This is a genomic window from Rhodococcus sp. MH15, assembly GCF_019266045.1.
GTDB lineage: Bacteria > Actinomycetota > Actinomycetes > Mycobacteriales > Mycobacteriaceae > Rhodococcus_F > Rhodococcus_F qingshengii.
The window spans coordinates 704,548-727,743 of record NZ_LPNP01000080.1 but is presented as its reverse complement, the minus strand read 5'-3'; the positions used below and the strand labels follow the sequence as shown (position 1 = coordinate 727,743).

21 protein-coding genes and 1 pseudogene are annotated in these 23,196 nt (G+C 62.2%); 5 read left to right on the top strand and 17 right to left on the bottom strand.

Features of this window, described 5'->3' with window-relative positions:
* Positions 1 to 23: 23 nt before the first annotated feature.
* The 6 genes and pseudogenes from ATN37_RS26345 to ATN37_RS26320 form a co-directional block, all read right to left on the bottom strand.
* Positions 24 to 1,261: pseudogene (locus tag ATN37_RS26345) on the bottom strand (DUF222 domain-containing protein).
* A gap of 114 nt (positions 1,262 to 1,375) precedes the next feature.
* A complete protein-coding gene (locus tag ATN37_RS26340) occupies positions 1,376 to 3,283 on the bottom strand; it encodes an alkyl/aryl-sulfatase (RefSeq protein ID WP_118606646.1) in 1,908 nt (635 codons plus the stop codon).
* A gap of 63 nt (positions 3,284 to 3,346) precedes the next feature.
* Positions 3,347 to 3,673: an SHOCT domain-containing protein gene (locus ATN37_RS26335; RefSeq protein WP_003939954.1), complete on the bottom strand. Its 327-nt coding sequence runs from the start codon at positions 3,671 to 3,673 to the stop codon at positions 3,347 to 3,349.
* A 24-nt stretch (positions 3,674 to 3,697) separates the two neighbouring features.
* The gene (locus ATN37_RS26330; RefSeq protein ID WP_007732604.1) at positions 3,698 to 4,126 is read right to left on the bottom strand and encodes a DUF6325 family protein; all 429 of its coding nucleotides are present in this window, start codon (positions 4,124 to 4,126) and stop codon (positions 3,698 to 3,700) included.
* Between the two features lie 70 nt (positions 4,127 to 4,196).
* Positions 4,197 to 5,468 (bottom strand): nitrate/nitrite transporter, encoded by a 1,272-nt coding sequence (locus tag ATN37_RS26325; RefSeq protein ID WP_007732605.1) that lies wholly within the window; start codon positions 5,466 to 5,468, stop codon positions 4,197 to 4,199.
* Between the two features lie 45 nt (positions 5,469 to 5,513).
* A complete protein-coding gene (locus tag ATN37_RS26320) occupies positions 5,514 to 6,509 on the bottom strand; it encodes an aldo/keto reductase (protein ID WP_042924858.1) in 996 nt (331 codons plus the stop codon).
* Between the two features lie 101 nt (positions 6,510 to 6,610).
* On the opposite strand from ATN37_RS26320, the gene ATN37_RS26315 reads away from it, so the two are divergent.
* Positions 6,611 to 7,168 carry a TIGR03086 family metal-binding protein gene (locus ATN37_RS26315; protein ID WP_020970773.1) on the top strand — a complete coding sequence of 186 codons (558 nt, stop codon included), beginning with the start codon at positions 6,611 to 6,613 and terminating at the stop codon, positions 7,166 to 7,168.
* Here the strand turns inward: ATN37_RS26315 and ATN37_RS26310 are convergent.
* The 3 genes from ATN37_RS26310 to ATN37_RS26300 form a co-directional block, all read right to left on the bottom strand.
* Positions 7,165 to 8,439 (bottom strand): alkaline phosphatase family protein, encoded by a 1,275-nt coding sequence (locus tag ATN37_RS26310; RefSeq protein WP_218695801.1) that lies wholly within the window; start codon positions 8,437 to 8,439, stop codon positions 7,165 to 7,167. The genes ATN37_RS26315 and ATN37_RS26310 overlap by 4 nt on opposite strands.
* Positions 8,436 to 10,124, bottom strand: a complete 1,689-nt coding sequence (locus ATN37_RS26305) for an alkaline phosphatase (RefSeq protein ID WP_218695799.1) — start codon at positions 10,122 to 10,124, stop codon at positions 8,436 to 8,438. The genes ATN37_RS26310 and ATN37_RS26305 overlap by 4 nt, the downstream gene beginning before the upstream one ends.
* Positions 10,125 to 10,227: 103 nt before the next feature.
* The gene (locus ATN37_RS26300) at positions 10,228 to 10,506 is read right to left on the bottom strand and encodes a hypothetical protein (protein ID WP_256933488.1); all 279 of its coding nucleotides are present in this window, start codon (positions 10,504 to 10,506) and stop codon (positions 10,228 to 10,230) included.
* Positions 10,507 to 10,532: 26 nt separating this feature from the next.
* On the opposite strand from ATN37_RS26300, the gene ilvD reads away from it, so the two are divergent.
* Positions 10,533 to 12,227 carry a dihydroxy-acid dehydratase gene (gene ilvD / locus ATN37_RS26295; protein WP_003940201.1) on the top strand — a complete coding sequence of 565 codons (1,695 nt, stop codon included), beginning with the start codon at positions 10,533 to 10,535 and terminating at the stop codon, positions 12,225 to 12,227.
* 13 nt (positions 12,228 to 12,240) lie between these two features.
* Here ilvD and ATN37_RS26290 read toward each other — a convergent pair whose 3' ends face one another.
* Both ATN37_RS26290 and ATN37_RS26285 read right to left on the bottom strand, forming a co-directional pair.
* Positions 12,241 to 12,897, bottom strand: coding sequence for a S1 family peptidase (locus ATN37_RS26290; protein ID WP_007732621.1), 657 nt, complete (start codon positions 12,895 to 12,897; stop codon positions 12,241 to 12,243).
* Positions 12,898 to 12,971: 74 nt separating this feature from the next.
* Positions 12,972 to 13,691 carry a DUF6319 family protein gene (locus tag ATN37_RS26285; protein ID WP_217017833.1) on the bottom strand — a complete coding sequence of 240 codons (720 nt, stop codon included), beginning with the start codon at positions 13,689 to 13,691 and terminating at the stop codon, positions 12,972 to 12,974.
* A gap of 161 nt (positions 13,692 to 13,852) precedes the next feature.
* Here ATN37_RS26285 and ATN37_RS26280 point away from each other — a divergent pair, with 161 nt between their 5' ends.
* Positions 13,853 to 14,998, top strand: a complete 1,146-nt coding sequence (locus tag ATN37_RS26280; RefSeq protein WP_082931257.1) for an adenylate/guanylate cyclase domain-containing protein — start codon at positions 13,853 to 13,855, stop codon at positions 14,996 to 14,998.
* 4 nt (positions 14,999 to 15,002) lie between these two features.
* Here the strand turns inward: ATN37_RS26280 and ATN37_RS26275 are convergent, their stop codons facing one another.
* On the bottom strand, positions 15,003 to 15,653 hold the full coding sequence (locus ATN37_RS26275; RefSeq protein ID WP_030537009.1) for a TetR/AcrR family transcriptional regulator: 651 nt from the start codon (positions 15,651 to 15,653) through the stop codon (positions 15,003 to 15,005).
* A gap of 56 nt (positions 15,654 to 15,709) precedes the next feature.
* Here ATN37_RS26275 and ATN37_RS26270 point away from each other — a divergent pair, with 56 nt between their 5' ends.
* Positions 15,710 to 17,254, top strand: a complete 1,545-nt coding sequence (locus ATN37_RS26270) for an MFS transporter (RefSeq protein ID WP_058037678.1) — start codon at positions 15,710 to 15,712, stop codon at positions 17,252 to 17,254.
* On the opposite strand, the gene ATN37_RS26265 is transcribed toward ATN37_RS26270, so the two are convergent.
* Positions 17,242 to 17,754: an Lrp/AsnC family transcriptional regulator gene (locus ATN37_RS26265; protein WP_051649709.1), complete on the bottom strand. Its 513-nt coding sequence runs from the start codon at positions 17,752 to 17,754 to the stop codon at positions 17,242 to 17,244. The two genes, ATN37_RS26270 and ATN37_RS26265, sit on opposite strands and share 13 nt — an antisense overlap.
* A gap of 195 nt (positions 17,755 to 17,949) precedes the next feature.
* Between ATN37_RS26265 and hppD the strand changes: the two genes are divergently transcribed.
* A complete protein-coding gene (gene hppD / locus ATN37_RS26260; protein ID WP_007732631.1) occupies positions 17,950 to 19,155 on the top strand; it encodes a 4-hydroxyphenylpyruvate dioxygenase in 1,206 nt (401 codons plus the stop codon).
* Positions 19,156 to 19,161: 6 nt separating this feature from the next.
* On the opposite strand, the gene ATN37_RS26255 is transcribed toward hppD, so the two are convergent.
* The 4 genes from ATN37_RS26255 to ATN37_RS26240 are packed head-to-tail and all read right to left on the bottom strand — an operon-like array spanning position 19,162 to position 23,131.
* Positions 19,162 to 19,812 (bottom strand): NUDIX domain-containing protein, encoded by a 651-nt coding sequence (locus tag ATN37_RS26255; protein WP_020909123.1) that lies wholly within the window; start codon positions 19,810 to 19,812, stop codon positions 19,162 to 19,164.
* The gene (locus ATN37_RS26250; protein WP_371698827.1) at positions 19,809 to 21,098 is read right to left on the bottom strand and encodes an adenylosuccinate synthetase; all 1,290 of its coding nucleotides are present in this window, start codon (positions 21,096 to 21,098) and stop codon (positions 19,809 to 19,811) included. Before ATN37_RS26250 ends, ATN37_RS26255 begins: the two co-directional genes overlap by 4 nt.
* A gap of 9 nt (positions 21,099 to 21,107) precedes the next feature.
* Positions 21,108 to 22,094 carry a hypothetical protein gene (locus tag ATN37_RS26245; protein WP_218695797.1) on the bottom strand — a complete coding sequence of 329 codons (987 nt, stop codon included), beginning with the start codon at positions 22,092 to 22,094 and terminating at the stop codon, positions 21,108 to 21,110.
* A gap of 5 nt (positions 22,095 to 22,099) precedes the next feature.
* The gene (locus ATN37_RS26240; RefSeq protein ID WP_208690242.1) at positions 22,100 to 23,131 is read right to left on the bottom strand and encodes a hypothetical protein; all 1,032 of its coding nucleotides are present in this window, start codon (positions 23,129 to 23,131) and stop codon (positions 22,100 to 22,102) included.
* Positions 23,132 to 23,196: the final 65 nt, after the last annotated feature.

Genomic DNA, 23,196 nt, shown 5'->3' with positions numbered 1-23,196 from the left:
CTCACGTCTTCAGTTGTCGCGATTCACGCCGCGGTGGGCGGACTGTTCCCGCCGATCGGATGCTGATACGGATCAACCGACATCGGTGGATAGAACACCGATTTCCGATCCGGTCCGATCTCGACCCGCCACTCGGTGTGATGCAGCGTCCGATGATGATGACCGCACAACAGAATCAGATTATCGAGATCCGTTGGGCCACCATCACCCCAGTGAACAATATGATGGGCATCGCACCACCCCGACGGAGTCCCGCACCCCGGAAACGCACACCCACCATCACGAACCGCAAGAGCCCGCCGCTGCGGAACCGTCGCCGTTCGCGCTTCCTTACCGCAGTCGAGCGGAACACCACTCTCGTCCAACAAGATCCGGGTGACCGTGCAGTCGCACGCAAACATCCGGGCCGTGTCGATACTGATCGGACCCACCCAATCCGTCCACGCGAAACCCAGTTCTTCAGTCGACGGCAAGAGGTCTTTCAGCGCCTTGAGGTCTGTCATGTCTTTCGCCGACGCAGTCACAGTGATGTGCGGTTTCACCCCGCCCTCGATCGGACCCAACCCCGCCCACTCGTACCGGCGCAACAATTCGCAGAACCCGTCCGCCCGTCGTAGCGCCGGAGTGCGGGTGTCTTTGACGCCGTCCTTCTCCGGTGTCGGCGCAGACAGGCTCGACAGCAACGTGATCAGACGGGCCCCGTTCACAGCATCCAGATCACCCTTCACGGTCACCCGCCCGTACAGGCCCTTCGACGCGTAGAACTCGTTACGCTCCGAATCCTCACCCACCGGAACCCGTCTTCGCGCTTGCCGTACTGCTTCTCGATTCGGCGGATCGCTGCTCGCACCGCATCACAATCGGCGATGTTCTGCGACGCCAGGCCAAGCAGGATCCCGCGAGCCTTGTCCACATCCGCCAGGGTCATGTTCTTCGGCGGATGCTGACAAAACGACGCCACCTGCCGCGCCTTCAACGCATCCACATCGCCGCGATGAAACGCATCCGCGACAACAGGTTCGAGCATCAACAACCGCGCCAACCCGACCAGCAGACTGCACTCACCGATCTCCAAATTCGTCGAACCATGCAACCACAGCGCGATCGCCCGAAAACCCTTCCCACCGAGAACCTCACGGGAAAACATCTCCACGATCAACAACACCAACCGCGACTGCAACTCGTGCCGGACACGCACCAGATCCAGAACCTCACTCTTGAGGTCCTCACCATCCAGCTGCCACGCTCCCCGACTATCCATGCCGAAAGTTTAATCGAACATACTTTCGAGAACCAGAGACAAAACGGACAACTTCAAAAAGGTGCGCGACTCGAGACCTGTTGAAGTACAGGCTCGTTCACGACTGATACAGCGCTAGGTCGGAGTGACTATCGCAAAGTTCGGATCCGGCTCGTCGAGGTATCCGGCAAGTTCTGCGAGCTTCGCCGGGTCGCCGGAAACCGAGATGGTTCCATTCGCAATCTCGGCACCCAAGTCCACACCACCGAGCAGCACACCGAGTAAGTCGCGCCGACTCAAACTGAACATCGCATCCACAGACCCAGCATCTGCAGACTCACCTTCCACGTCGAAATGGATCAGAACTCCGTTGCTGAGTTCCGTTCGGTGAACGATGTTTTCGTCAGTGATGTTCCAATCGACGACGATGTGCGAGCCCGCTGCGCGCACTCCATCCACGCGCAGCGATACTGCATCGAAGACTTGACTTACCGACAGCGCTGCGGTGATGTCGGGCGCCGCGGCAACCGTGGGCGTCCCCACTGAGCCGTTGCGCAGTTCGTATGCACCGGTGAGGTAGAAGTTCCGCCAGGTGCCGTTCTCGGCGCCGTACCCGAGTTGCTCGAAGGTATCGGCCTGCAGATTCTTGGCCTCGACGTTGTCCGGTTCAGCGAAGACCACGTAGTTCACCACCTGCGCAACCCAGCGAAAGTCGCCGCGCTCGTACGATTCCCGAGCTTTCCGTAACACTTCTGCTGATCCGCCCATGAACTCCACGTGACGCTTGGCCGATTCGACGGGTGGATGCTCCCACAGATGCGCAGGGTTACCGTCGAACCAACCCATGTATCGCTGGTAGATGGCTTTGACGTTGTGACTGACGGAACCGTAGTACCCGTGCGTGTGCCACGCTTGCGCCAATGCAGTTGGCAGCTCGATCGATTCGGCGATCTCGAGACCGGTCCACCCCTGATTGATTCGACGAAGTGTCTGATCGTGAAGGTACCCGTAGAGGTCGCGCTGCAATGACAGGAACTCGGTGAGCCGTTCGGTCCCCCACGTCGGCCAGTGGTGGGACGCAAACAGAACGTCGGATCGTGAGGCGTAACGATTGATCGATTCCGTCAGGTACGCAGACCAGACGTGAGGATCTCGTACCAGTGCACCGCGAAGCGTGAGCAGGTTGTGGAGAGTATGAGTTGCGTTCTCCGCCATACACAGTGCGCGCAAATCCGGGAAGTAGAAGTTCATCTCGGACGGGGCCTCGGTTCCGGGCGTCATCTGGAATTCGATCCGAACGCCGTCGATCGTCTCCGTGTGACCTGTCTTCGAGATCGACACCGTCGGCGAAATGAGCGTCGGTGTGCCGGTTGAGGTGGTCTGCCCCAACCCGGCTCCGACGCTACCTCGGGGACCTCGGGGTAAGGCCGCCCCATACATGTAGGCCGCGCGTCGAGCCATTGCCGTTCCCGCATAGACGTTTTCCTCGACCGCGTGCTCCACGAGCCCGGTGGGTGCGACGATCACGCATCGCCCGGCGGCGACGTCGTCGTCGGTGGTCACTCCTTTGACCCCGCCGAAGTGGTCGATGTGCGAATGCGTGTAGATCACCGCGACAACCGGTCGATCACCACGATGCTCCCGATACAACGCGAGACCAGCGGCAGCGGTTTCCCGGGAGATCAGTGGATCGATGACGATGATTCCGGTATCTCCCTCGATCAACGTCATGTTCGACAGATCAAGTCCGCGAATCTGATAGATCGAATCCGTCACCGCAAAGAGTCCCTGCTTGGCGACCAACTTCGACTGACGCCACAAGCTCGGATTGACCGTTGGCGGGCAGTCCTCGTCAAGGAACGCGTAGGAATCGTTGTTCCACAGGACTTTTCCGTCCGAATCGGAAACCAGCCCCGGATCGAGTGCGGCGACGAAACCCCGCTTCGCCTCGGTGAAGTCAGCGTCGTCGGAGAACGGTAGAGTCTCGGCGACTCGGGCGTTCGCGGCTTCGATTGCGGCCGATGCCGCACGTGGGTCGATCATAAGTCAGCCTTTCACGCCGAATTGCGGCAATGCGCATTGCCGCAATTGAAGAGAACAGCAGGGCTAGCTCAGCAACTGCGCCTTTGCCGCCGCGAACTCGGCATCGGTCAACACGCCGGACTGATGAAGCTGTCCCAACTCCTGCAGCTTGGAGACCAGATCGTCCGCGCCTGAAGGGGGAACGGACTGCACGGGGGCGACCTGCTGCTGCGGCGGCGGCTGTTGCTGCTGGTACTCCTGCTGATATTCCTGCTGCTGCTCGCTGGCCTTTCGTTGACTCCGTCGATCCATGGCGTTGGACGTCGCCTTTGCGGTTCCAGCCACTACCGCCGTGCGCGCCACCGTGCCGAGCAACCCCGGCCGCCCTCTGCGTCCACCTCGAAAAACCATGCCGAACTCCTTGGGTAATTGTCGCTACTGAAATGCTGCTTCGACCGCTGCGACGACTACCTCGCGCGGTATCTGAACGTGAAGGACTACGTCGCCGCCGCCACCGCGAACCGTCGACGCGAGCTCACGCGCCCACGTCTGCTCGTAGACGATGACTGCGGCGGACGTTCCTGGTTCGAGTGACTCACGGACCACGTCCAGGTCCTCGTCACTGATCAATGCCTTGGCTTCGATGGACAGAATCGCCAGTCCGATGTCGGTGAGATCTTCGTCGACATCGATCTGCGACACCTGTCCGTCCGCGTCCTTGGCGATGTACACGAGGTCGAGCAGAGTGACAAAACCTCGTTCCACCACGTTCTGCAGCGCGGCGACAGCTTCAGGATCCACAGTTGAACCTGGGAATGCCAGCACCACGAGCTCGACCGGTCCGATGTTCATTGCGTCGTTCATCCATCAAGCCTGGTGGCTCGGACGCTTGGGAACCTCACCCGCAGGGGATGAATTACCCGATGCGATCGAGTTATTTGTTGCGACGAATGACTTCGCGAATCGGCCGTACGTGTACGCCTTCTGCTGCGAGGGCTCGCCGGGCTTTGCCTCGGGTGACGAGCACACCGACGATACCGAGAATCCAAACTGGATATTGCACCATCCAGGCGACACGGAATCCGTCGAACGTGTACCCGCCCATGTGTCCGAGGATGACGCCCATCACTTGAATCACGATGAGGGAAGCGAGGAATCCCCCGATGTTGACCATGCCCTGCGCGGTGCCCATCGCCGAACTCGGATTGGATGTGCGCGCGTAGTCGAAGCCGATCACCGAACCCGGCCCACCCACCGAGATGACGACCACCAGGATCGTCAACAACCAGAGCGGAGACGGTTCGCTTCGTGAAAGCACGATCGTCCACATGAGCGCGCTGGCCACCATGATGGTGAGAACCAACCACGATCGACGCATGGGATAGCGACCGGTGAGAATACCGAGGATCGGGCCGGCCACGATTGCCGAGATGACTGACAGCGTCAGCAGCGAGCCGACCGTCGTGGAGTCGAGGCCTTGAGCCGATTTCAGGTACGGCACACCCCACAGCAGCGCGAACGTCGTGATCGAGAACTGAGTCCCCATGTGGCTGAAGAACCCGAGTCGGGTGCCGGGCCGCATCCACACCGTCTTGATCTGTCGCCCGATCTCCTTGGCGCCCGCCGGCACGGCGACCACGTCGGCACCGGGAGGCGCGTCGCGGATGACACTCAACGCCAGCGCAAACGCCAACAGTCCGACAGCGGCAGCGCTGCCGTAGGCAAAAGTCCAGCCCGGTCCGGACAACAGCAACATGAACGGAAGCGCAGACATCACCTGGCCCAGCTGACCGAGGATGCCCGTGAACTGCGAGACCAACGGCACCTGCCGGGGCGGGAACCACTGCGGTACCAACCGCAACACCGAGATGAAGGTGAGTGCATCCCCGGCACCGACGGCAATACGTGCACCGATCGCGACGGGCAGCGATTCGGTGAAGGCGAGAGCCAACTGCGCGGACATCATGATGAACGCACCGACTGCGATCATGATCCGCGAACCGTAGCGGTCGAGGAGGACTCCCGCCGGAATCTGCATGCCGGCGTACACGACGATCTGCAGCACGACGAAGCTCGACAGAACGCTGGGCGAGATCGAGAACCGATCAGCAGCAGACAGACCCGAGACGCCGAACGAAGTGCGGTGAAGCACGGCGATCACGTAGGCAAAAACACCGACACCCCAGACCAACCACACTTTTTTCATCGGGTCTGTATGTTACTCCTGTCTTTCGCAAGGCTCAGGACATGATTATTCGCGGCCCTGAGACACCCAATTCAGATCGGCCGAACGGAAGCCTTCGGTGATCGCGGCGAGGGAGTCGAGGCGAGCGATCTGGTCTTCGCTCAAAACGATGTCCAACGCTCCGGCGTTTTCGGTGACTCGTGCAGCGAACCGAGTGCCGGGAATCGAAACGGAAGGCAACCCGTACTGGCGGCCCTTGGCATCGAGCCATGCCAGGGAAACCTGTGCAGGCGTCGCGCCGAGCTCCTCACCGACGGCGCGGACCACGTCGAGAACCTTCTGATTGGCGGGAAGTGCGGAGTCCGAGAAGCGGGGGAAGCGTCGGCGTAGGTCGTTGTCACTGAGCGTCGCCGCATCGAACGATCCCGCCAAGAAGCCTCGGCCCACAGGTGAAAAGGGCACGAACCCGACTCCGAGTTCCGCCGCGGTGGGTACTACCTTGTTCTCGACGTCACGGCTCCAGATGCTCCATTCCGACTGGATCGCCGCGATCGGATGTACCCCGTACGCACGACGCAGTTCGTCACCGGTCGCCTCGGACAGTCCGATGTTGCGGACCTTGCCCGCCTTCACCTGCTCCGCGATCGCGCCGACGGTGTCTTCGATCGGCACGTTCGGGTCGACCCGGTGCAAGTAGTAGAGGTCGACATGATCGACGCCGAGTCGTCCCAGAGACTCGTCGAGTGCCCGCGGCACGTAAGCCGGGTCTCCGTTGATCCCGCGCTGACCGTTGGCGATGTTGCCGACCAGACCGAACTTGGTCGCCAACTGCACTTCGTCCCGGCGGTCTTTGAGAAGCTCTCCCACCGCACGCTCACTCGAGCCCTCGCCGTACACGTTCGCGGTGTCGATGAATGTGATCCCGATGTCCACCGCATGGTGCAGCGTGGCGAGCGCCTCGGCCGGATCCACCGGGCCGTAGACCGGGGCGACGGACATCGCGCCGTATCCCTGGGCGCTGACAGTGAGACCTTCGGCCAGAGTGACGGTGGGGACGGTCATGAAAACTCCTCGATTCGACTGAGCGACAACCCCGACAGTCTTCACCGAATCGAAGCCTCACGCACCGATTAACGTCACGCTGATCGGGTTACCCTCGAGTGATGGCATTCGATTGGCTCGAACTCGTACTCACCGCCCACCGCGAATTCGGTTCACGACTCGCTGCGGTCGAGGACTGGAACGCACCCACGCCCGACTCCGACTGGCACGTCGAACACCTCGTCCGCCACGTCATCGAGGAGCAGCAGTGGGTACCGCCGCTCCTGGCCGGACTGACGGTCGGCGAGGCGACACCGGACATCGTTCCCGTCGGGGACGACCTGTGGACCGAATGGCAGAAGTACTCCGATGCCGCAATCAAAGCGTGGAAATCGACGGACCTCAGTGCCCACGTTCACCTCTCGTACGGCACGGTGAAGGTGGAACCCTATCTGCGCCAGCAGACCTCGGACGTCACGATCCACACCTGGGACCTTGCGCGAGCGGTCGGAGCAGACGAGCGGCTCGATCCAGACCTCGTCGAGGCCGTCTGGTCCGACCTCGACGGGCAGCGCGACATGCTCGCCGAGAGCGGTCTGTTCTCCGCTCCCGTCGATCTTCCTGACGATGCGTCGTTGCAGGACAAGCTGATTGCCCTGACCGGTCGCGATCCTCGTTAGACGTTCAGCGACACACCCGTCGTGCGAGCGACGCCGTCCCAGCCGCCGGCAGGTGCACCGAGGCCGAGCAGAGCCGCAACCGTCGGCGCGACGTCGATCGTGCAAGCCTGCGTGTCGATCTTCCGTCCACCGTCCAGAGCGGGATGTCCGCCGCTGAGGAAGAACGGAATGGGCAGTGTCACGAAGTGGCCGTGGTTGCCGGGAATCGGGTTGGACAGTGGAGTCGGATCACTGAACCGCCAGCCCTGAGCGCAAAACGCAACGACGTCACCGGCATTGGTGCCGAGATCGAATTCGGCGGGGAGGTGGCTGGATTCGACGCCGTCCACACCATCCACGATCTGCTGAATCCGGCTGACGGCTTCCGCCCGTTCGCCATCGGGTCCGACGAAGTAGATCAGGTCTGCGCCACCGTTCTGGGCGATTCGAATCTTGCCTGCCAGCAACGGGTCCGCGTTCAGCGGTCGATCCAAGCCGATGAGCCGCGCGGGCTCCGACCAGTCCATCGAGTGGTCGGCCAACACGATCAGAATGCTCCGATTCCAGCGACCCGTGTCATGAAGGAAGTCGACGAAACGGCGAACCTGGTTGTCGGTGTTCTGAAGTGCAGCCGTGCGAGCGATCCGGATGGACGGACCGGACAGATCCAGGTGCCCGACCCGATCGACGTCACCGAGGTTGGTGAATGACAGCCGCGGCGAGTTCCCGCCGACGATACGGATCAAGGCGTCGATCGTGAAGTTGTCCGGCGCATGCTCGGTACCGGGAACGAGCGGCTGCGGATCCCACACCAGTGAGGCGCGGTCACCGAACAGCCCGTGAAGGTAGCGCTTCGACAGCACACTCGCAGTGGTCAATCCGAGTTCGGTGCGTACCCGATCCAGAACCGTCGATGCCTGCAGGTCGGAAGGCCGATCGAGATCACGCTTCTTGTCGATGGCCGGATCGTAGACGGAGTTGGCGGGTACACCCGAACGCGCCGGCAGCACTCCCGTCATCATCGCCGTGTGGTTCGGCAGCGTCTCTGCGATCGTGATGGCACTGGCGTCCGGGTAGTGGATACCGCCGGCCGCAAGCCCGGTCAGCGTCGGGGTGAGCTCCGATCGCAGCTCGTCCGGCCGCATGCCGTCTACGACTATGACATGCACGTCCAGGTCTGGGATTCCGGCGCTGGTGGGAACACTCGCGCGAGCGGGCGTTCCGAGCAATGCCGTTCCGGCGACAACACTTCCACCGATCAGAACGCTACGACGCGAAACTTCGATACTCACTGGTCGACTCCTGGTCGGTACGAGGCCTGATCGAGGGCGGCCGAGGTGGGTGAGACTCTACTGCCCGCGCCTGCCGGAAGACGGTAGCTCACGGCGTAGTGCGCATTGCTCTGCGGATTGGTGAGATCGTCGACGTAGTACCAGTCCATCTGAGTACCTTCGCGGGCGATTTCGAATACGCCGTAGCCGTGCGAATCCAGTTCGACGTACCGCACGTGGCGGTTCACGGCCTTGAATGCTTCTTCTGCCGCAACGGTTACCGTGTGCGGTGGCACTTTCAGCATGTCGTCGATATTGGGCGACGTCACCGACGGGACGACGAACTCGGCGCCGACGGTCGGCCCACCCGGATAGTTGGCGGCGTTGGTCGGTAGGTCGCAGGCCCACGACGTGTGGATGTCACCGGTGATGAAGACGGTGTTGTCCACACCGTTCGAGGTGATCGCGTCGAAAAGCCTGGTGCGGTCGGCGGTGTACCCGTCCCACTGATCCGTGTTGTACGGGACACCGGCCTGCGGCACACCCACCAGTTCGGTCAACGCCGCGGTGGTCGCCGGTTCCAGCGGCGGGAACACGCAGGGTGTGATCATGACCGGATTGCCGACGACCTTCCACTGCGTCGGGGAGGTGACGATTCCGTTGGTCAACCAATCCATCTGTGCGCGTCCGGTAATGGTGCGCGACGGATCGTCGACCTGCTTCATGGTCGGTTGCTCGTCGCGGTAAGTACGCAGATCGAGCATCGAGATCTCGGCCAGATTCCCGAAGCGGAACCGACGATACAGCTGAACGCTCGAACCACTACCCGACGGCCGGACGGGCATCCACTCGAAATATGCCTTGGCCGAGTTGGCCTTTCGATCTGCCCAGTCACCTTCGACACCGGGAGTGTGGTTTTCGGCGCCGTCCCGGTACGCGTTGTCGGCCGATTCGTGATCGTCCCACGTGGTGATGAACGGGAGCTTCAGGTGCAGAGCTGCCAGATCCGGGTCTGTCTTGTACTGCGCGTGCCGAATTCGGTAGTCGGCCAGCGAAATGATCTCGTGGGCCGGCTCGTGAAGGCGAACGGATCCGTTTCTCGCGCCGTACTCCCCCTGCCCGTACTCGTAGATGTAGTCACCGAGGTGGATGATCGCGTCGAGGTCTTCGCGGAATGCGAGGTGACGATAGGCACCGAAATACCCCGCCTCCCAATTGGAGCAGGACACCACGCCGAAGCGGAGACGATCGAGATCTGCCGAGTTCGACGGAGCCGTACGGGTGCGGCCCACCGGAGAAACAGCCGAACCCGCAGTGAATCGGTACCAGTACGTCGTCGACGAATCGAGTCCGGTGACGTCGACCTTCGCGGTGTGATCGGAATCCGCCGAAGCAGCAACATTTCCGGACGCAACGACGCTCGCGAACCCCTCATCGGTCGCGACCTGCCAGTTGAGAGTCACCGCCGGCCCGACGCCGGAACCGGGCGTCGCGTCTGCCGTCGGGGTGATGCGGGTCCAGATGATCACCGCATCCGGCAACGGGTCACCGGATGCCACGCCGTGCGCGAAGCCCGGGCTGCCACCCGGAACCTCGGCACCGGCGTGGCTCGCCGAAGCGACACCGAGACCTACTGCGCCGGCGAGGGCCGCCGATCCCTGCAGCAGGCCACGTCTGGATATTCGATCGAAGGCATTCGTGTGCACGCTAGGAGTGAACCCGCACCTGAACGGGCGTTCAAGAGAGCTTCGGGATGTTCACCCAGGCTTCGCCTGCGCTTCTCTGGAAGTTTGATCGAGTCGATCCCGATTACAACCGGTAATCGAGGGCCGAGCCTCGAACCACACCGACCTTGACTCCGATGTAACCGCCGAGTGCACCCCCGGCCGCGATCAGGATCCAGAACGCCGGCGGAAGCAGAGCCTCGGACCCGTCGACCTCGGAGAACGCGGAATAGCCTGCGATCAACGCGCCGAACAGGATGGGCAGTATCAGCAGAGCGGCAAAGAAAGTCACCCACACCCGATGCGACGAGTCTATCCACGACGGACGGCGTTTGTCGGCAAGTCGCTCGTCTGCCGGAAACACACCCCGCTGACGCCTATGCTTGGAAAATGACCGAACCCGACATCAAGCCCAGAAGTCGTGACGTCACCGACGGACTCGAAAAGACCGCAGCGCGCGGCATGTTGCGTGCAGTAGGAATGGGCGACGACGACTGGGTCAAGTCGCAGATCGGCGTCGCCTCGTCCTGGAACGAAATCACGCCATGCAACCTGTCCCTCGATCGCCTGGCCAAGGCCGTCAAGGAGGGCGTACGGGAAGCCGGCGGGTTCCCTCTCGAATTCGGCACTATCTCCGTCTCCGACGGCATTTCGATGGGGCACGAGGGCATGCACTTCTCCCTCGTCTCCCGTGAAGTGATCGCGGACAGCGTCGAGACCGTCATGCAGGCCGAGCGTCTCGACGGATCGGTCCTTCTCGCCGGCTGCGACAAGTCGTTGCCCGGCATGATGATGGCGGCGGCCCGCCTCGACCTCGCCAGCGTGTTCCTCTACGCCGGCTCCACCCTCCCCGGCGTCGCCAAACTTTCCGACGGCAGTGAGCGGGAAGTCACCGTCATCGACGCGTTCGAGGCGGTTGGCGCCTGCTCGCGTGGGCTGATGAGCCGCGCCGACGTCGACACCATCGAACGGGCGATCTGCCCGGGCGAAGGCGCGTGCGGCGGCATGTACACGGCAAACACGATGGCCAGCGCCGCCGAGGCCATGGGAATGTCGCTGCCCGGCAGCGCTTCACCGCCCGCACCGGATCGTCGCCGCGACGGCTTCGCCCGCGAGAGCGGCAAAGCCGTTGTCGAACTCCTGCGTCGAGGTATCACCGCGAGGGACATCCTCACCAAGGAAGCGTTCGAGAACGCCATTGCAGTAGTCATGGCATTCGGCGGATCCACCAATGCGGTGCTCCATCTCCTCGCGATCGCGCACGAAGCGTACGTCCCGCTGACGCTCGACGACTTCGCTCGCGTCGGCGCGAAGGTCCCGCACCTCGCCGACGTCAAGCCTTTCGGAAAGCACGTCATGACGGACGTCGACCGTATCGGCGGCGTCCCCGTGATCATGAAGGCATTGCTCGACGCGGGACTCATGCACGGAGATTGCCTGACCGTCACCGGTAAGACCGTGGCGGAGAATCTCGCGCACATCACCCCGCCCGATCCGGACGGCAAGGTCCTGCGGGCGATGAACAAGCCCATTCACCCGACCGGAGGCATCACGATCTTGAAGGGGTCACTCGCGCCCGGCGGCGCGGTGGTCAAGTCGGCAGGATTCGAGTCTGATGTATTCGTCGGCACTGCACGGGTTTTCGAACGCGAGCGCGCCGCGATGGATGCTCTCGAGGACGGCACCATCACCGGCGGTGACGTTGTCGTCATCCGCTACGAAGGCCCGAAGGGTGGTCCCGGCATGCGCGAGATGCTGGCCATCACGGGCGCGATCAAGGGCGCGGGTCTCGGCAAGGACGTCCTGCTGCTGACGGACGGACGATTCTCGGGCGGCACCACCGGCCTGTGTGTCGGACACGTTGCGCCCGAGGCCGTCGACGGCGGTCCCATCGCGTTCGTTCGCGACGGCGATCAGATCCGGCTCGACGTGGGTACCGGACAACTCGAATTGTTGGTCGACGACTCCGAATTGGAAGCCCGCAAGAAGGGCTGGGAGCCGTTGCCGCCTCGCTACACACGTGGTGTGTTGGCCAAGTACTCCAAGCTCGTGGGATCAGCCTCGGGTGGAGCAGTGTGCGGCTGATCCCAGCCCGCCGCTAGATCGGCCGGTACCCGGCGCCGACACCTCCGTGGGCATTGATCGTGTCCACGATGGAGGTCATGTTGGTGCCGAGTTCCGGCCCCAGGCACGGCACCCAGAGGTAGGCGTTGACCATCGCGACCAGCGTCGTCCCGACCGTGACCGGGGCTCCCGAATCACCGTGGTCGACGCAGATCTGAGTCCAGGTGGATGCGTCGGCGCTCAGGTCTCCCCAGACGACGCCGCAGGTCGTGCCCGTCGTACGGCCTTCCTTGCAGGCTGTGGCCGGGAAGCTGGCCGGAGCGCCGATCGAGGTGATGGTTGCCGCGCCCACCGTTCGAACTGGTGTGACCTTGCCCGGATCGAACTGGATGACCCCGTAGTCCAGGTCCGGGTTCGACTCGACGAACGTGCCGACCACGCCTGCGTCCTCGTTGCTTTCCGGGATCACGAACGATCCAGGACCACCGCAGTGACCTGCGGTGATACCTACGAGTCTGCCGCCGTTGTCGTGACCGATAGTGGTCAACGTACAGACCAGTTGATTGTCGATGATGATGCCCGAACCACCACCCATGGGCGTGGGTGCAGCAACAGCGTTGCTGCTGACGATGAACCCGAGTCCGAGTGCCAAGACCAACGCTGCCAGAGCCGAAACAATTCGCTGCAACATCACAATCTCTCCGCCGGTAATCTCCCCGCTGCAAAAAACGCATACCCCGGAAAGTGCGGACCTACGCAGCGTTTCTAGTCGGTAGCTCCGAGCGCCTCGAGCATCTTGCGTGCCTCCTCGAGCTGACGACTCAACTCGTCGACTCGCGCTGCAGCCATGTCCCGTGCAGCGACGATGATGGACTCGACAGCCTCGATTGCGGTGGGCTCACCCAACTCGCGGACAGCTCGCTCGACCGCATCGGGTGCGACCGGAACTGCTTTGCCCGGACGCTTGGCGCCCTGTGTGACCGTCACGCTCCAGTCGTTGTCCGCGCCGGCATGGATGGTGACGCTGATACCGGCCGGCAGTTTCTTCGCACGCTTGACGGCCGGACGAGGTGTCGCGGCAGGGGCAGCAGTGGTAGTCGGTACCGGAGCGGGTGCAGGCTGCGCACGCGGCTTCGGTCGAACAGGCTCTACGAGTGGCTCCATCAGGGGCTCGGACTCCACAACTGGTTTGGGCCGTGGCGCCGGTTTGGCCGGTGCCGCGGAGACGCGGTTTATGCGCAATTCCTCTGCCTCGAAAGGCAATTCGTCGTTGACGCCTTTGGGGCGGATCATCACGGTGTTGCCGTCCACCGACACGACTTTCGCCGAGGTACCGGCTTCGATCCCCAAACTGGGAGTCGCCTCGCGCAGATAGACGGTGGCGCGCTTGCCTTCGGCGACAGCCGTGGCGAGCGCTGCCAGATTGTCCGCAGTGAGGTGATCCGGCCCTGATGCGGCAGCGCCGGAACGTCTACGGGGTGGCATGCGCAGGTCCTTTCAGAAGTATCTCGTGCATTTCGGTATCGACAGTGCTTTTCTCGGGGCAACTCTTGCACAAGCCACCGACGTGTTGACTCTCACCGCCCGCCTGAGCCCGAGGATCCGTAGACGGTTCGGCCAATTCAGTACTGTTCTCGGGGCACCGCGTGGAAGATGGTGGACAGAAATTCGTTGCGGCAAGAAGGAGCACGGTGAGCAGTTCGGAGTCAGAGTGGATCGACGAGGTCACCGAACCCGCCCCTGCTGAATCTCACGCTGCTGAACCTCACACTGCTGATCCGGTCGACGTCGATGCTCATCTGCTCAGCCGGATTCAAGCCGACATCGAGGAGTCCCTCCTCGGCGGACCGCGCTGCTTCACGCAATCGCAGATCGCGGAATTCGCCGGTGTGACACGCGAGCGTGCCGATCGTTTGTGGGTCGCGATGGGCTTTGCCGTCGACGAGGACCCCGACGCCGTCATGTTCACCCAGCAAGACGCCAACGCCCTCAAGACGATCATCGACATGGTCAATCGAGGAGTCATCTCGCAGAGCAGTGAGGTGGCTGCTGCCCGTTCACTGGGGCAGTCGATGTCGAGGTTGGCTGAGTGGCAGGTCTCGCTGATCAGCACACACATCATCGACCAGCTCGCCGACTCGGCAGATCACGAGCCCGAAGCGATCCGGAAGATCGTTCTGCGCCTCGGCGCCGAGATCATTCCCGCTGTCGAATCTCTGCAGACGTACGTGTGGAAGCGCCACGTCGCGTCGTCGACGGGCCGCAACGTCGGAAACCCGGGCGAAGAAGTAGCGAGTCGTGTTCTGGTCGTGGGTTTCGCCGACATCGTCGGGTACACCTCGCTGACCCGCGGCCTCGACTCCGCCGAACTCAACGATCTGCTCGAGCGGTTCGAGTCCGCGTCCACCGAAATCATCGGTCGCAACTACGGCTGGGTGGTCAAGACCGTCGGTGACGAGGTCATGTTTGCCGCTGAAAGTCCCCACCACGCCGCCGAGATCGCTTTGCAGATCCAGCAGGCGGTCCTCGCCGATCACGACGATCCGCAGCTTCGGGTGGGTCTGGCCATGGGGCCGACGTTGGTCCGCTTCGGAGATCTCTACGGTTCGGTGGTCAACAAGGCCGCGCGTCTCACCAGCTCTGCTCGTCCCGGCACTGTACTGATCGACTCCGAGCTGGCCACCCAGCTCGGCTCGGACGCCAATTTCAAACTGCGACACCTTCGTCCGCGACGAGTGCGCGGCATCGACAGGCTCGAGCAGTACGTGCTACGCCGCAATCTGGAGCCGTGAGCTCTCAGCTCGACACTCCGCGTGCAGCCAGAAAGTCGTCCACGATCTGCTCACACGCAGCCTCCCCGAGAGGCGTCAGCGTGGCCAGCTTGGTGAGCACCAAAGGTCCGACCAACTGAGCAAGTGCGACGTCGTAGTCGTACTCCCCCAACGCGTCGATCGCGTCCGGCGAGCGCAGGATCCGATCGAACGCGTGTCGGTACTGCTCGAAAACCGTCTGGCGCAGCGATCGCAATTCGGGCTTGTCCGTGGACAGGGCATCGACGCTCGAATAACCCTTCAGTTCCGGCCCCAAGCCGAGCCAGCACATCGCCGTCACCTGGATCGGTGCGCTTTCGATGGCCTTGGCCTGACTGGTCAACAACTCGAGCAACTGCGCGCGGAGATCGCCTTCACCGGACATCTCCGGCACCGGCGGCAGTAGACGTGCAAATGCCGCGGCGAGTAACTCCGTGCCGCTGTCGAAATGGCGGTACAGCGTCGCACGCGCGACGTTGGCCAACTTGGTGACGGCATCGATCGTCACGGCGTCGACGCCGCCTTCTGCCAGCAGCGTGGTCGCTGCGTCGAGCAACCTGGACCTGGAACGCTGTTTGCGCGGGTCCTCGTCGTTTCCCTGCTGTTCGATTCCCTGCTTGTCGATTCCCACCGTCACAACTTCAGTTATACCCACTTGGGGGTTGTGGAACTGCTGTTCTTGTAACGATACTGATGGTCTTGTTTCTATCGGGAGGTTTCGTGAGTAGCGATACGACGCTCGAACAGTCCACGTGGACCATCCGACAGATCTGGATGCTGACGGTCGCGTGCTGCGCCGTCGCGCTGGTCGTCGCAGCGATGGCCGCGCTCAACACGGCCCTTCCCGACTTGGCCCGCGATACCGGTGCAACACAGAGCCAGCTCACGTGGATCGTGGACGGGTATACGCTCACGCTGGCTTGTCTCTTGTTGCCGGCGGGCGCACTCGGCGATCGATACGGTCGACGAGAACTGCTCATGTTCGGACTACTCGTTTTTGCTGCCGGCTCGTCGATTCCGGTCTTCGCGGACGAACCGTCGTGGGTCATCGTCTCCCGCGTGATCTCCGGCGTCGGCGCCGCGTTTGTCATGCCGGCGACGCTGTCTCTACTCACTGCAGGTTTCCCGCCGGCGCAGCGTGCCCGCGCCGTCGGAGTCTGGTCCGGCGTCGCAGGGTCCGGTGCAATCGCCGGACTCGTCGTCTCCGGGCTACTCCTCGAAAAATGGTCCTGGCATTCGATTTTCGTCAGCCTGGCCGTCGTCTCGGTCCTCATCCTCGTGGTGTCGTTCACGATCGTGACGTCGAAGGACACGGAGGCAACTCCACTCGATCTACCTGGTACAGCGCTGATCGCCGGCTCGATCGGACTGTTCGTCCTGGGGATGATCGAGGCGCCGGCCCGTGGTTGGCTCGATCCGGTAGTTCTCGCGTTGCTGGTCGGCGGAATTGCCATGACAGCAATCTTCAGCTGGGTCGAATTACGCACTCGCCACCCACTTCTGGACGTCAGACTGTTTGCCAATCGTGCATTCGGCAGCGGCGCAGCGTCACTGACCCTGCAATTCCTGGCGACTTTCGGCTTGTTCTTCCTGATCGTGCAGTATCTCCAACTGGTGCTCGACTACTCCCCCCTGCAATCGGCGCTAGCCCTTATGCCGATCGCCGTGCCGGTAATGGCCCTGTCCGTGGTTGCGCCCCTGCTGATTCCGCGTATCGGTCTACGCGCCCTCACCGCAACCGGAGTCGCTTTCCTGGGAACCGGAATTGCACTCCTGACGCGCTTGGATGCCAGTTCGACCTATGCCGAAGTCTGTGTTCCCTTGGTAGTGGCCGCCATTGGATTGGGTTTGTCGACAACCCCCGCCACTGCTGCCATCGTCTCCAACGCACCGGACTCCAAACAGGGGGTTGCCTCAGCAGTCAACGACGCAACCCGTGAGATCGGCTCCGCCATCGGCGTTGCACTGGCGGGAAGTATCCTCGCCGCCGGGTACGGAAATCACGTCCAGCCCGCGGTCGACTTGCTACCCGAACCGGCCAAGGAGCCGGTATCCGGTTCTCTGGCCGCAGCTCTCCACGTCGCCGAAGCAGCCGGGCCGCAGGGTGCCCAGTTGGCCGAATTCGCCCGTGAAGCCTTCATCAAAGGCATGGATCAAGGAGCACTCACGCTCGCTGCGATCATGTGGGTATCCGCGATCGTTCTGGGATTCTGGGCTCCGGGTCGTCAGCGAGACTGACCGCCTCGTCGGTACGCCGGGGCCTTGGTCGTCTGCTCCGACTGCAGAGTCTGCAGGAGGGGCATCGACCGGAGCGGCACCACAACCGAGAGAACCATGACGCTGGTCGACCGGGTGGCTATCCCCGACCGATTCAGTTCGAGCAGCGTCGCTTGCAAATCCTCGTGCGACGCAGCGGCAATCCGGCACAGCACGTCGCCGGAGCCGGTGGTGGCAAAGGCTTCGAGCACACCGGGGATTGCCTCGAGTTCCGCTGTGACGGTGTCGAGCGCCCCCTGGGCGATCTGCAAAGTCACGAATGCCTGTACTCCGAAACCCGCTGCAGCCAAATTGACGTGCGGCGCGTATCCGGCGATGACGCCCGCATCTTCCATCCTTTTCAATCTCGCCTGCACTGTCGCCCGCGCAACCTTGACCTGACGCGAAAGCTCCAACGCACCGGCTCTCGGGTGCTTGTTCATCGCGTCCAACAGAGCCAGATCCACTGCGTCGAGATTCACGTCTGCTCCACTCGTCGTTCAACTATGCAAATTGCCTACAAAACAGTGCCAACATCTTCGCATTCCGGCGCTGTGTCTACTTTCAACTACCTCCGTTGACTACCCAACCTCTGAAGGACTTATCTGTTTGTACTGGCAGTGCCGAACATAACTCGAGCACCGCGCTGTGTACATCGCACTCAGAGGGGACTCACCATGACCGTCGAACAGACTCTCACCGACGACGAACAGCTGGCCGGCCTGGATCTGGAGCAATTGCGCCAGTTGGTCGGCTTGGTCGAGTACGACAGCGATCACGATCCCTTCCCCGTGAGCGGTTGGGACGGCCTCGAATGGATCGTCGGAAATGCCACGCAGACTTCACATTTCTTCCAGTCCGCATTCGGCATGGAATTGGTGGCCTATTCAGGCCCGTCGACGGGAAACCGCGACCACCACGCGTTTGTACTCAAAAGCGGGGCCGTGCGGTTTGTCGTCAAGGGCGCTGTGGATCCGGCAAGTCCGCTGATCGAACATCACAGCCGTCACGGCGACGGTATCCGCGACATCGCGCTCAGCGTCCCCGACGTGGACAAGTGCATCGCACACGCCATCACCCAAGGCGCGACAGTGTTGAGCGAACCGCACGACGTCACCGACGAGCACGGCACCGTTCGCCTGGCCAGCATCGCGACGTACGGCGAGACTCGGCACACCCTCGTCGACCGTTCCCGCTACACCGGCCCTTACCTTCCCGGATACGTCGAACGGACGTCGTCGTACCGCAAGCGTGACGGCGCGCCCAAGCGAATCTTCCAGGCCCTCGACCACGTCGTCGGCAATGTCGAACTCGGCAAGATGGACCAGTGGGTCGACTTCTACAACCGGGTCATGGGATTCACCAACATGGCCGAGTTCGTGGGCGGCGACATAGCCACCGACTACTCCGCGCTGATGAGCAAGGTCGTCTCGAGCGGCAATCACCGAGTCAAGTTCCCACTCAACGAACCTGCCATCGCGAAGAAGCGGTCACAGATCGACGAGTACCTCGAGTTCTACCAAGGTCCCGGCGCTCAGCATCTCGCACTTGCGACCAACGACATCCTCGGAGCAGTCGATGCTCTGGTCGACGAAGGAATCGAATTTCTCTCTACTCCGGCTTCGTATTACGAGGATCCCGAATTGCGCGCGCGTATCGGAGAGGTTCGAGTTCCGATCGAGGAATTGCAGAAGCGAGGCATCCTCGTCGACCGCGACGAGGACGGCTATCTTCTTCAGATCTTCACCAAGCCGATCGGAGATCGTCCCACCGTGTTCTTCGAGATCATCGAACGCCACGGCTCACTGGGATTCGGACTGGGAAACTTCAAAGCCCTGTTCGAAGCGATCGAGCGTGAGCAGGCCGCGCGGGGCAACTTCTGAGGTAGGTCAGCTGTTTTCGGTCCACGCCCAGACCACCGCGGGTCGCCCGGTGGCACTGACCCGGACTCGTTCGTCCGTACGTTCCAGCCCTGGCAACGCTTTGAGCGTCCGGTTCAAATTGCCCGGGTCCGGACGCACACCGGAAAGCTCCTCCGCCACGGCCAGCGCGTACGACGCCGGAAACGACGGACCCAGTAATGCCCGCGTGAATGCCTGATCTCGCCACAACAGGGTGTCAGCAAGGATCGGGCGGGTATCGGCGACTATCCGATTGTGGTCGAACGCAAGGTCCCCCGGGTTGTCCCAGCTCACCCATTCGGCCGAACCCGGCACCTCGTCCGACGAGATCACTGCCCACATGGTCACCGAGAGCGTCGGACCGCGGGGGTCTCGATTGGGTTCGTCGAACACGGTCAATTGACCGCTGACGAGGATCTTCTCGTCGGGAATTCCGAGCTTGGTGGTCACGGCTCGCCTGGCGGCGTCCTGCAACCGCTCACCGGCGCCCAGCAGTACACCGGGCAGCGCCAACTGCCCGGTGTACGGCTCCGCTTGCCGCGGAGTGACGGCAAATCGCAACATCCCGGGTTCCGGATTGCCGAACCGGAGCGCGATGACATCGATCGAGACAAGTGACTGGTCCACACCGTCCATCATGCAGGCACTGGGCAGCGCACCTGACGATCGACCCGGTCCGCACCGTTCGCGGTCAGCACTACCGGCGCACCCATTTCCTCGCTCAGATACCGGGCGAAATCCTCCGGGTCGGCCGGAAGTTCCTTCGGCACGACCCCTACGGCTTTCAAGGAATCTGTCAGCGCCTGCTGGTGATCGAGATCCTTCCACTCTCCGACGGGAACGAACGGCAATCCTTCGTACGCGTGCACCCCGTGGATCGGGACGCCTGCAGCCCGCGCGCGATCCATCGCATCGAGATGAGTAAGCGCCAAACCGTCGACGCCACCGCTCACCTCGATTGCGTAGTGCAACAACAACTCGTCGAGGTGGCCCATCCGGAATCCGCCTTGATACTCACCCGTCCCGTTGTGCAGCTCGGGCAACACCTTCGCCAACTCCGGATCCTCCGTCGGGAAGGGCCCAGCTCCGTGTCGTGTCATGTAGGTGCGGGTGACGCCGAGTACGTAACTGTCCCGGCCCAACTCGTCGATCATTGCTCGCGCGTTGGACGGCTCGACCGTCGACCACGTGGTGTGTGGGTGAAACCCCCGCCACTCGTCGAGAAGGACACCTTGTGCCCCCTCGAATACCAGACGACCACCGGCACCCAACGCGCCCAGCGCATCCGGGTCGGCGATGTCCACGACGGCACCGAATTCCGCGTACATGTCGACCATGTCGTCGATCGGCGGAAAACCGTGGCGACTCTCCGCGATCAACGGTCCGTAGAATGTGGCCAACGCCGACAACTTACGACGCAAGGAGTCAGGTCGCCGGCAGTCTCCCACCGTAGGCGCATTCGCAACTTCGAGCGCATACGCCGCGGTCTCACCGATCCCCTTGCCACACGAGCCGTGTCGGTTACCGCCGCGAGCATCCTCACGAGCCCTGTTGGCGGCCACGTGAATCGGCGTCGTCAACAATGCGCGCGCGTCGATCCGTATCAAATCGAACGGATTTCGAACTCCGAGCGCTTCCAGAGCACGCGCCTCCCGGGCGAGCGCGATGGGCTCGAACAACACGAATCTCGAGAGAAACGTCGGGACGCCGGAGAGCGTTCCCGAACCGAACTGCGAAAACGTGTGGTGGCGCTCGCCGACCGTCACGTTGTGCGCTGCCTGTGCCCCACCGTTGAACCGGACCACTGCGGCCACACCCAAATCGGCTTGGTCGGAGCAAAGCCAATCGACGGTTGCTCCCTTCCCCGCATCTCCGAACCCGAGGTCTACGACGATGATATCGCGGTCTTCGAACGGCTCCATCATGCTCTCCTTCTATGCGAAATCAACATCGTCCGTATCGGTTCCGAGATCGTGGGGCAACCCGGCCACCGTCGCGGTGCTGCGCCCTGGAATTAGAGCGAGAGCCTTGCCGACGGTCTCGGCTTCAGCTCTTGAACCGATGTCGCGGAGATCCGCCAGTCCGTCACGCAGGTCGATGCGGTCCTCGCCGATTCCGACCGTCAGCGCGATCAGTTCGCACACCGCAGCGGGGTCGTCGAGTTTGACGAAGCGTTCACCGAGCAACTTCTTCCAGTGATCCGCGATTTCCGGATCGTTGAAGTACGACGACTGATCTGGCAGAACGAAGTAGACATTCCATCTTTCTTCGAGTTCACGGTAGATCGACGGGACCGATACGTCCTGACGTACCTTGTCGCCGATCACCGAACGGATGTGACGAGCCGAGAGTCGCGGCTTGTTCAGCTCGTCGCCGATGATGAAGAGGTAGCCTTTCCTTCCACGCTTCTCCCAGGCATCCGTACTGGTGTGGCACGCCATGAAATATGCTGCCAATTCATAGCTTTCCGACTTCTGTCCACCACCGTTGCCCTCGAGGAAGATGGTCCGAAGCTGCTCGTCCATCGCGTTACCCGACTCGAACTGGCCGACTTGTAGTGGCACCTGATCGGAATCGGCGTCGCCGATACCACCGAACAGAATCTGCGGATCATCCGCGTATCCCTTGCGTTGCAGCAGCCCGTGCAGCTTTCCGAGCTTGTCCTGCATGATTCGAGGAACAGCGCCCATCGAGCCGGTGACATCGAAAAGCACTGCTATCGGGAGAGAATCGGGGTGCCCGGCCGAGTCTCGGCATTCACGCTTGTCGACGCCGAAGGGGTCGAGGGTCGGGTCCGCTTTCCAACTGCTTCGCGGACGCGACCGAAGCGAATCGGTGTAACCGAAATCGTCGACACCGCGTGCGGCACGAAAAGTCTTGCCCGCCAAATAGGTGTTGTCGTCCCAGTATCCGTAGCCCATGACAATCACTGTCCTTTCGTGGATGGAACGGCGAACGGACGAAATGTCCGCTGGCCATAGAGAAGATCGAGGAGTTCGTCGAACTCACCCAGTAGGTCGACCGCGTCGGGACGCAATCTCGGGTTGTCCTGCATGCAGCCGTCGGCAAACACCTTCATCCGTTCGTGGGTTTGCTCGCCCAGCATTCGGAGCATCAAATGATGAGCCATGTAGACGTCCCAGGCCGGAGACGCTCCTTCGCCGAGTTCCGGTGGGTACGAATCACGATCGGAACCGATCGTCGCCACCGGGCGGCTGCCCGTACGGGTGCCAAAGGACCAGCCGACCAGCACCACCCCGTGCCGATCAGGCTCGATCAGCACGTTCTCCGCGGTAATCGCGGTGTGCACCCAACCAGTCGCATGCGCTGCTGCCAGAGCCCGAAGTAGCCGTCGGTGCATCCACGCCCAGTCCCGTGGATCGAGGCCACCTGGATACGCCTCACGGACGTCGGCGAGACTCACAAAACCTTCGGTCAGATCGTCCAACACATCGATCTGACGTCTCGTGCCGCTGCCCACATGGGTGATTTGATCGATCAATCGCGGGAAGTACGAGACTGCCCAACCGGCTTCGCACGAATTCTCGATGTCCGTCAACACATTCCGTTCGGCCTCGATCATCGAGTTCGCCAGAGGGTCTCGCGGAATCTTCAGTACGACACCGGCATCGGACCGGTACAGGTTAGCGACCGAGCCGCGCGCTACCAGTCCACCCAACGTGTACTCGCCCCGCTCGCCGACATAAACGGGCCGAGAATCTGCCGGCTCGAACTCCGCTGTCCAACTGCGGTATAGCTCGTTCAACCGAGATGTTGCGGCCGAGTATCGCACCCGATCTTCGGGCTTCGCCCGGTCCGGATGAATGGCTGAGGCGAGCCGATGAAAACGACGCTTTGCAGCGCGACGGGTGTCGAGATCGCTGGAGTCTCCCCCGAACACATCGGCCGAAACTCGTGCTGCCTCGACGATTTCAAGTGCCGTGCTGATCGTTTTCATGGTTTTAGTCTAACCGACTAAAACGAAGACGGCAAGAATGCATATTCCATCCGAGTACATGCGCA

Bases quoted from the DNA above. Each gene is read 5' to 3' on its own strand.
- ATN37_RS26290 (WP_007732621.1), bottom strand. From the start codon at position 12,897: ATGTTGCAGCGAATTGTTTCGGCTCTGGCAGCGTTGGTCTTGGCACTC.
- ATN37_RS26335 (WP_003939954.1), bottom strand. From the start codon at position 3,673: ATGGTTTTTCGAGGTGGACGCAGAGGGCGGCCGGGGTTGCTCGGCACG.
- ATN37_RS26240 (WP_208690242.1), bottom strand. From the start codon at position 23,131: ATGAAAACGATCAGCACGGCACTTGAAATCGTCGAGGCAGCACGAGTT.
- ATN37_RS26315 (WP_020970773.1), top strand. From the start codon at position 6,611: ATGGCATTCGATTGGCTCGAACTCGTACTCACCGCCCACCGCGAATTC.
- ATN37_RS26270 (WP_058037678.1), top strand. From the start codon at position 15,710: ATGGTCTTGTTTCTATCGGGAGGTTTCGTGAGTAGCGATACGACGCTC.
- ATN37_RS26320 (WP_042924858.1), bottom strand. From the start codon at position 6,509: ATGACCGTCCCCACCGTCACTCTGGCCGAAGGTCTCACTGTCAGCGCC.
- ATN37_RS26245 (WP_218695797.1), bottom strand. From the start codon at position 22,094: ATGGGCTACGGATACTGGGACGACAACACCTATTTGGCGGGCAAGACT.
- ilvD (WP_003940201.1), top strand. From the start codon at position 10,533: ATGACCGAACCCGACATCAAGCCCAGAAGTCGTGACGTCACCGACGGA.
- ATN37_RS26285 (WP_217017833.1), bottom strand. From the start codon at position 13,691: ATGCCACCCCGTAGACGTTCCGGCGCTGCCGCATCAGGGCCGGATCAC.
- ATN37_RS26250 (WP_371698827.1), bottom strand. From the start codon at position 21,098: ATGATGGAGCCGTTCGAAGACCGCGATATCATCGTCGTAGACCTCGGG.
- hppD (WP_007732631.1), top strand. From the start codon at position 17,950: ATGACCGTCGAACAGACTCTCACCGACGACGAACAGCTGGCCGGCCTG.
- ATN37_RS26330 (WP_007732604.1), bottom strand. From the start codon at position 4,126: ATGAACGACGCAATGAACATCGGACCGGTCGAGCTCGTGGTGCTGGCA.
- ATN37_RS26255 (WP_020909123.1), bottom strand. From the start codon at position 19,812: ATGATGGACGGTGTGGACCAGTCACTTGTCTCGATCGATGTCATCGCG.
- ATN37_RS26340 (WP_118606646.1), bottom strand. From the start codon at position 3,283: ATGATCGACCCACGTGCGGCATCGGCCGCAATCGAAGCCGCGAACGCC.
- ATN37_RS26325 (WP_007732605.1), bottom strand. From the start codon at position 5,468: ATGAAAAAAGTGTGGTTGGTCTGGGGTGTCGGTGTTTTTGCCTACGTG.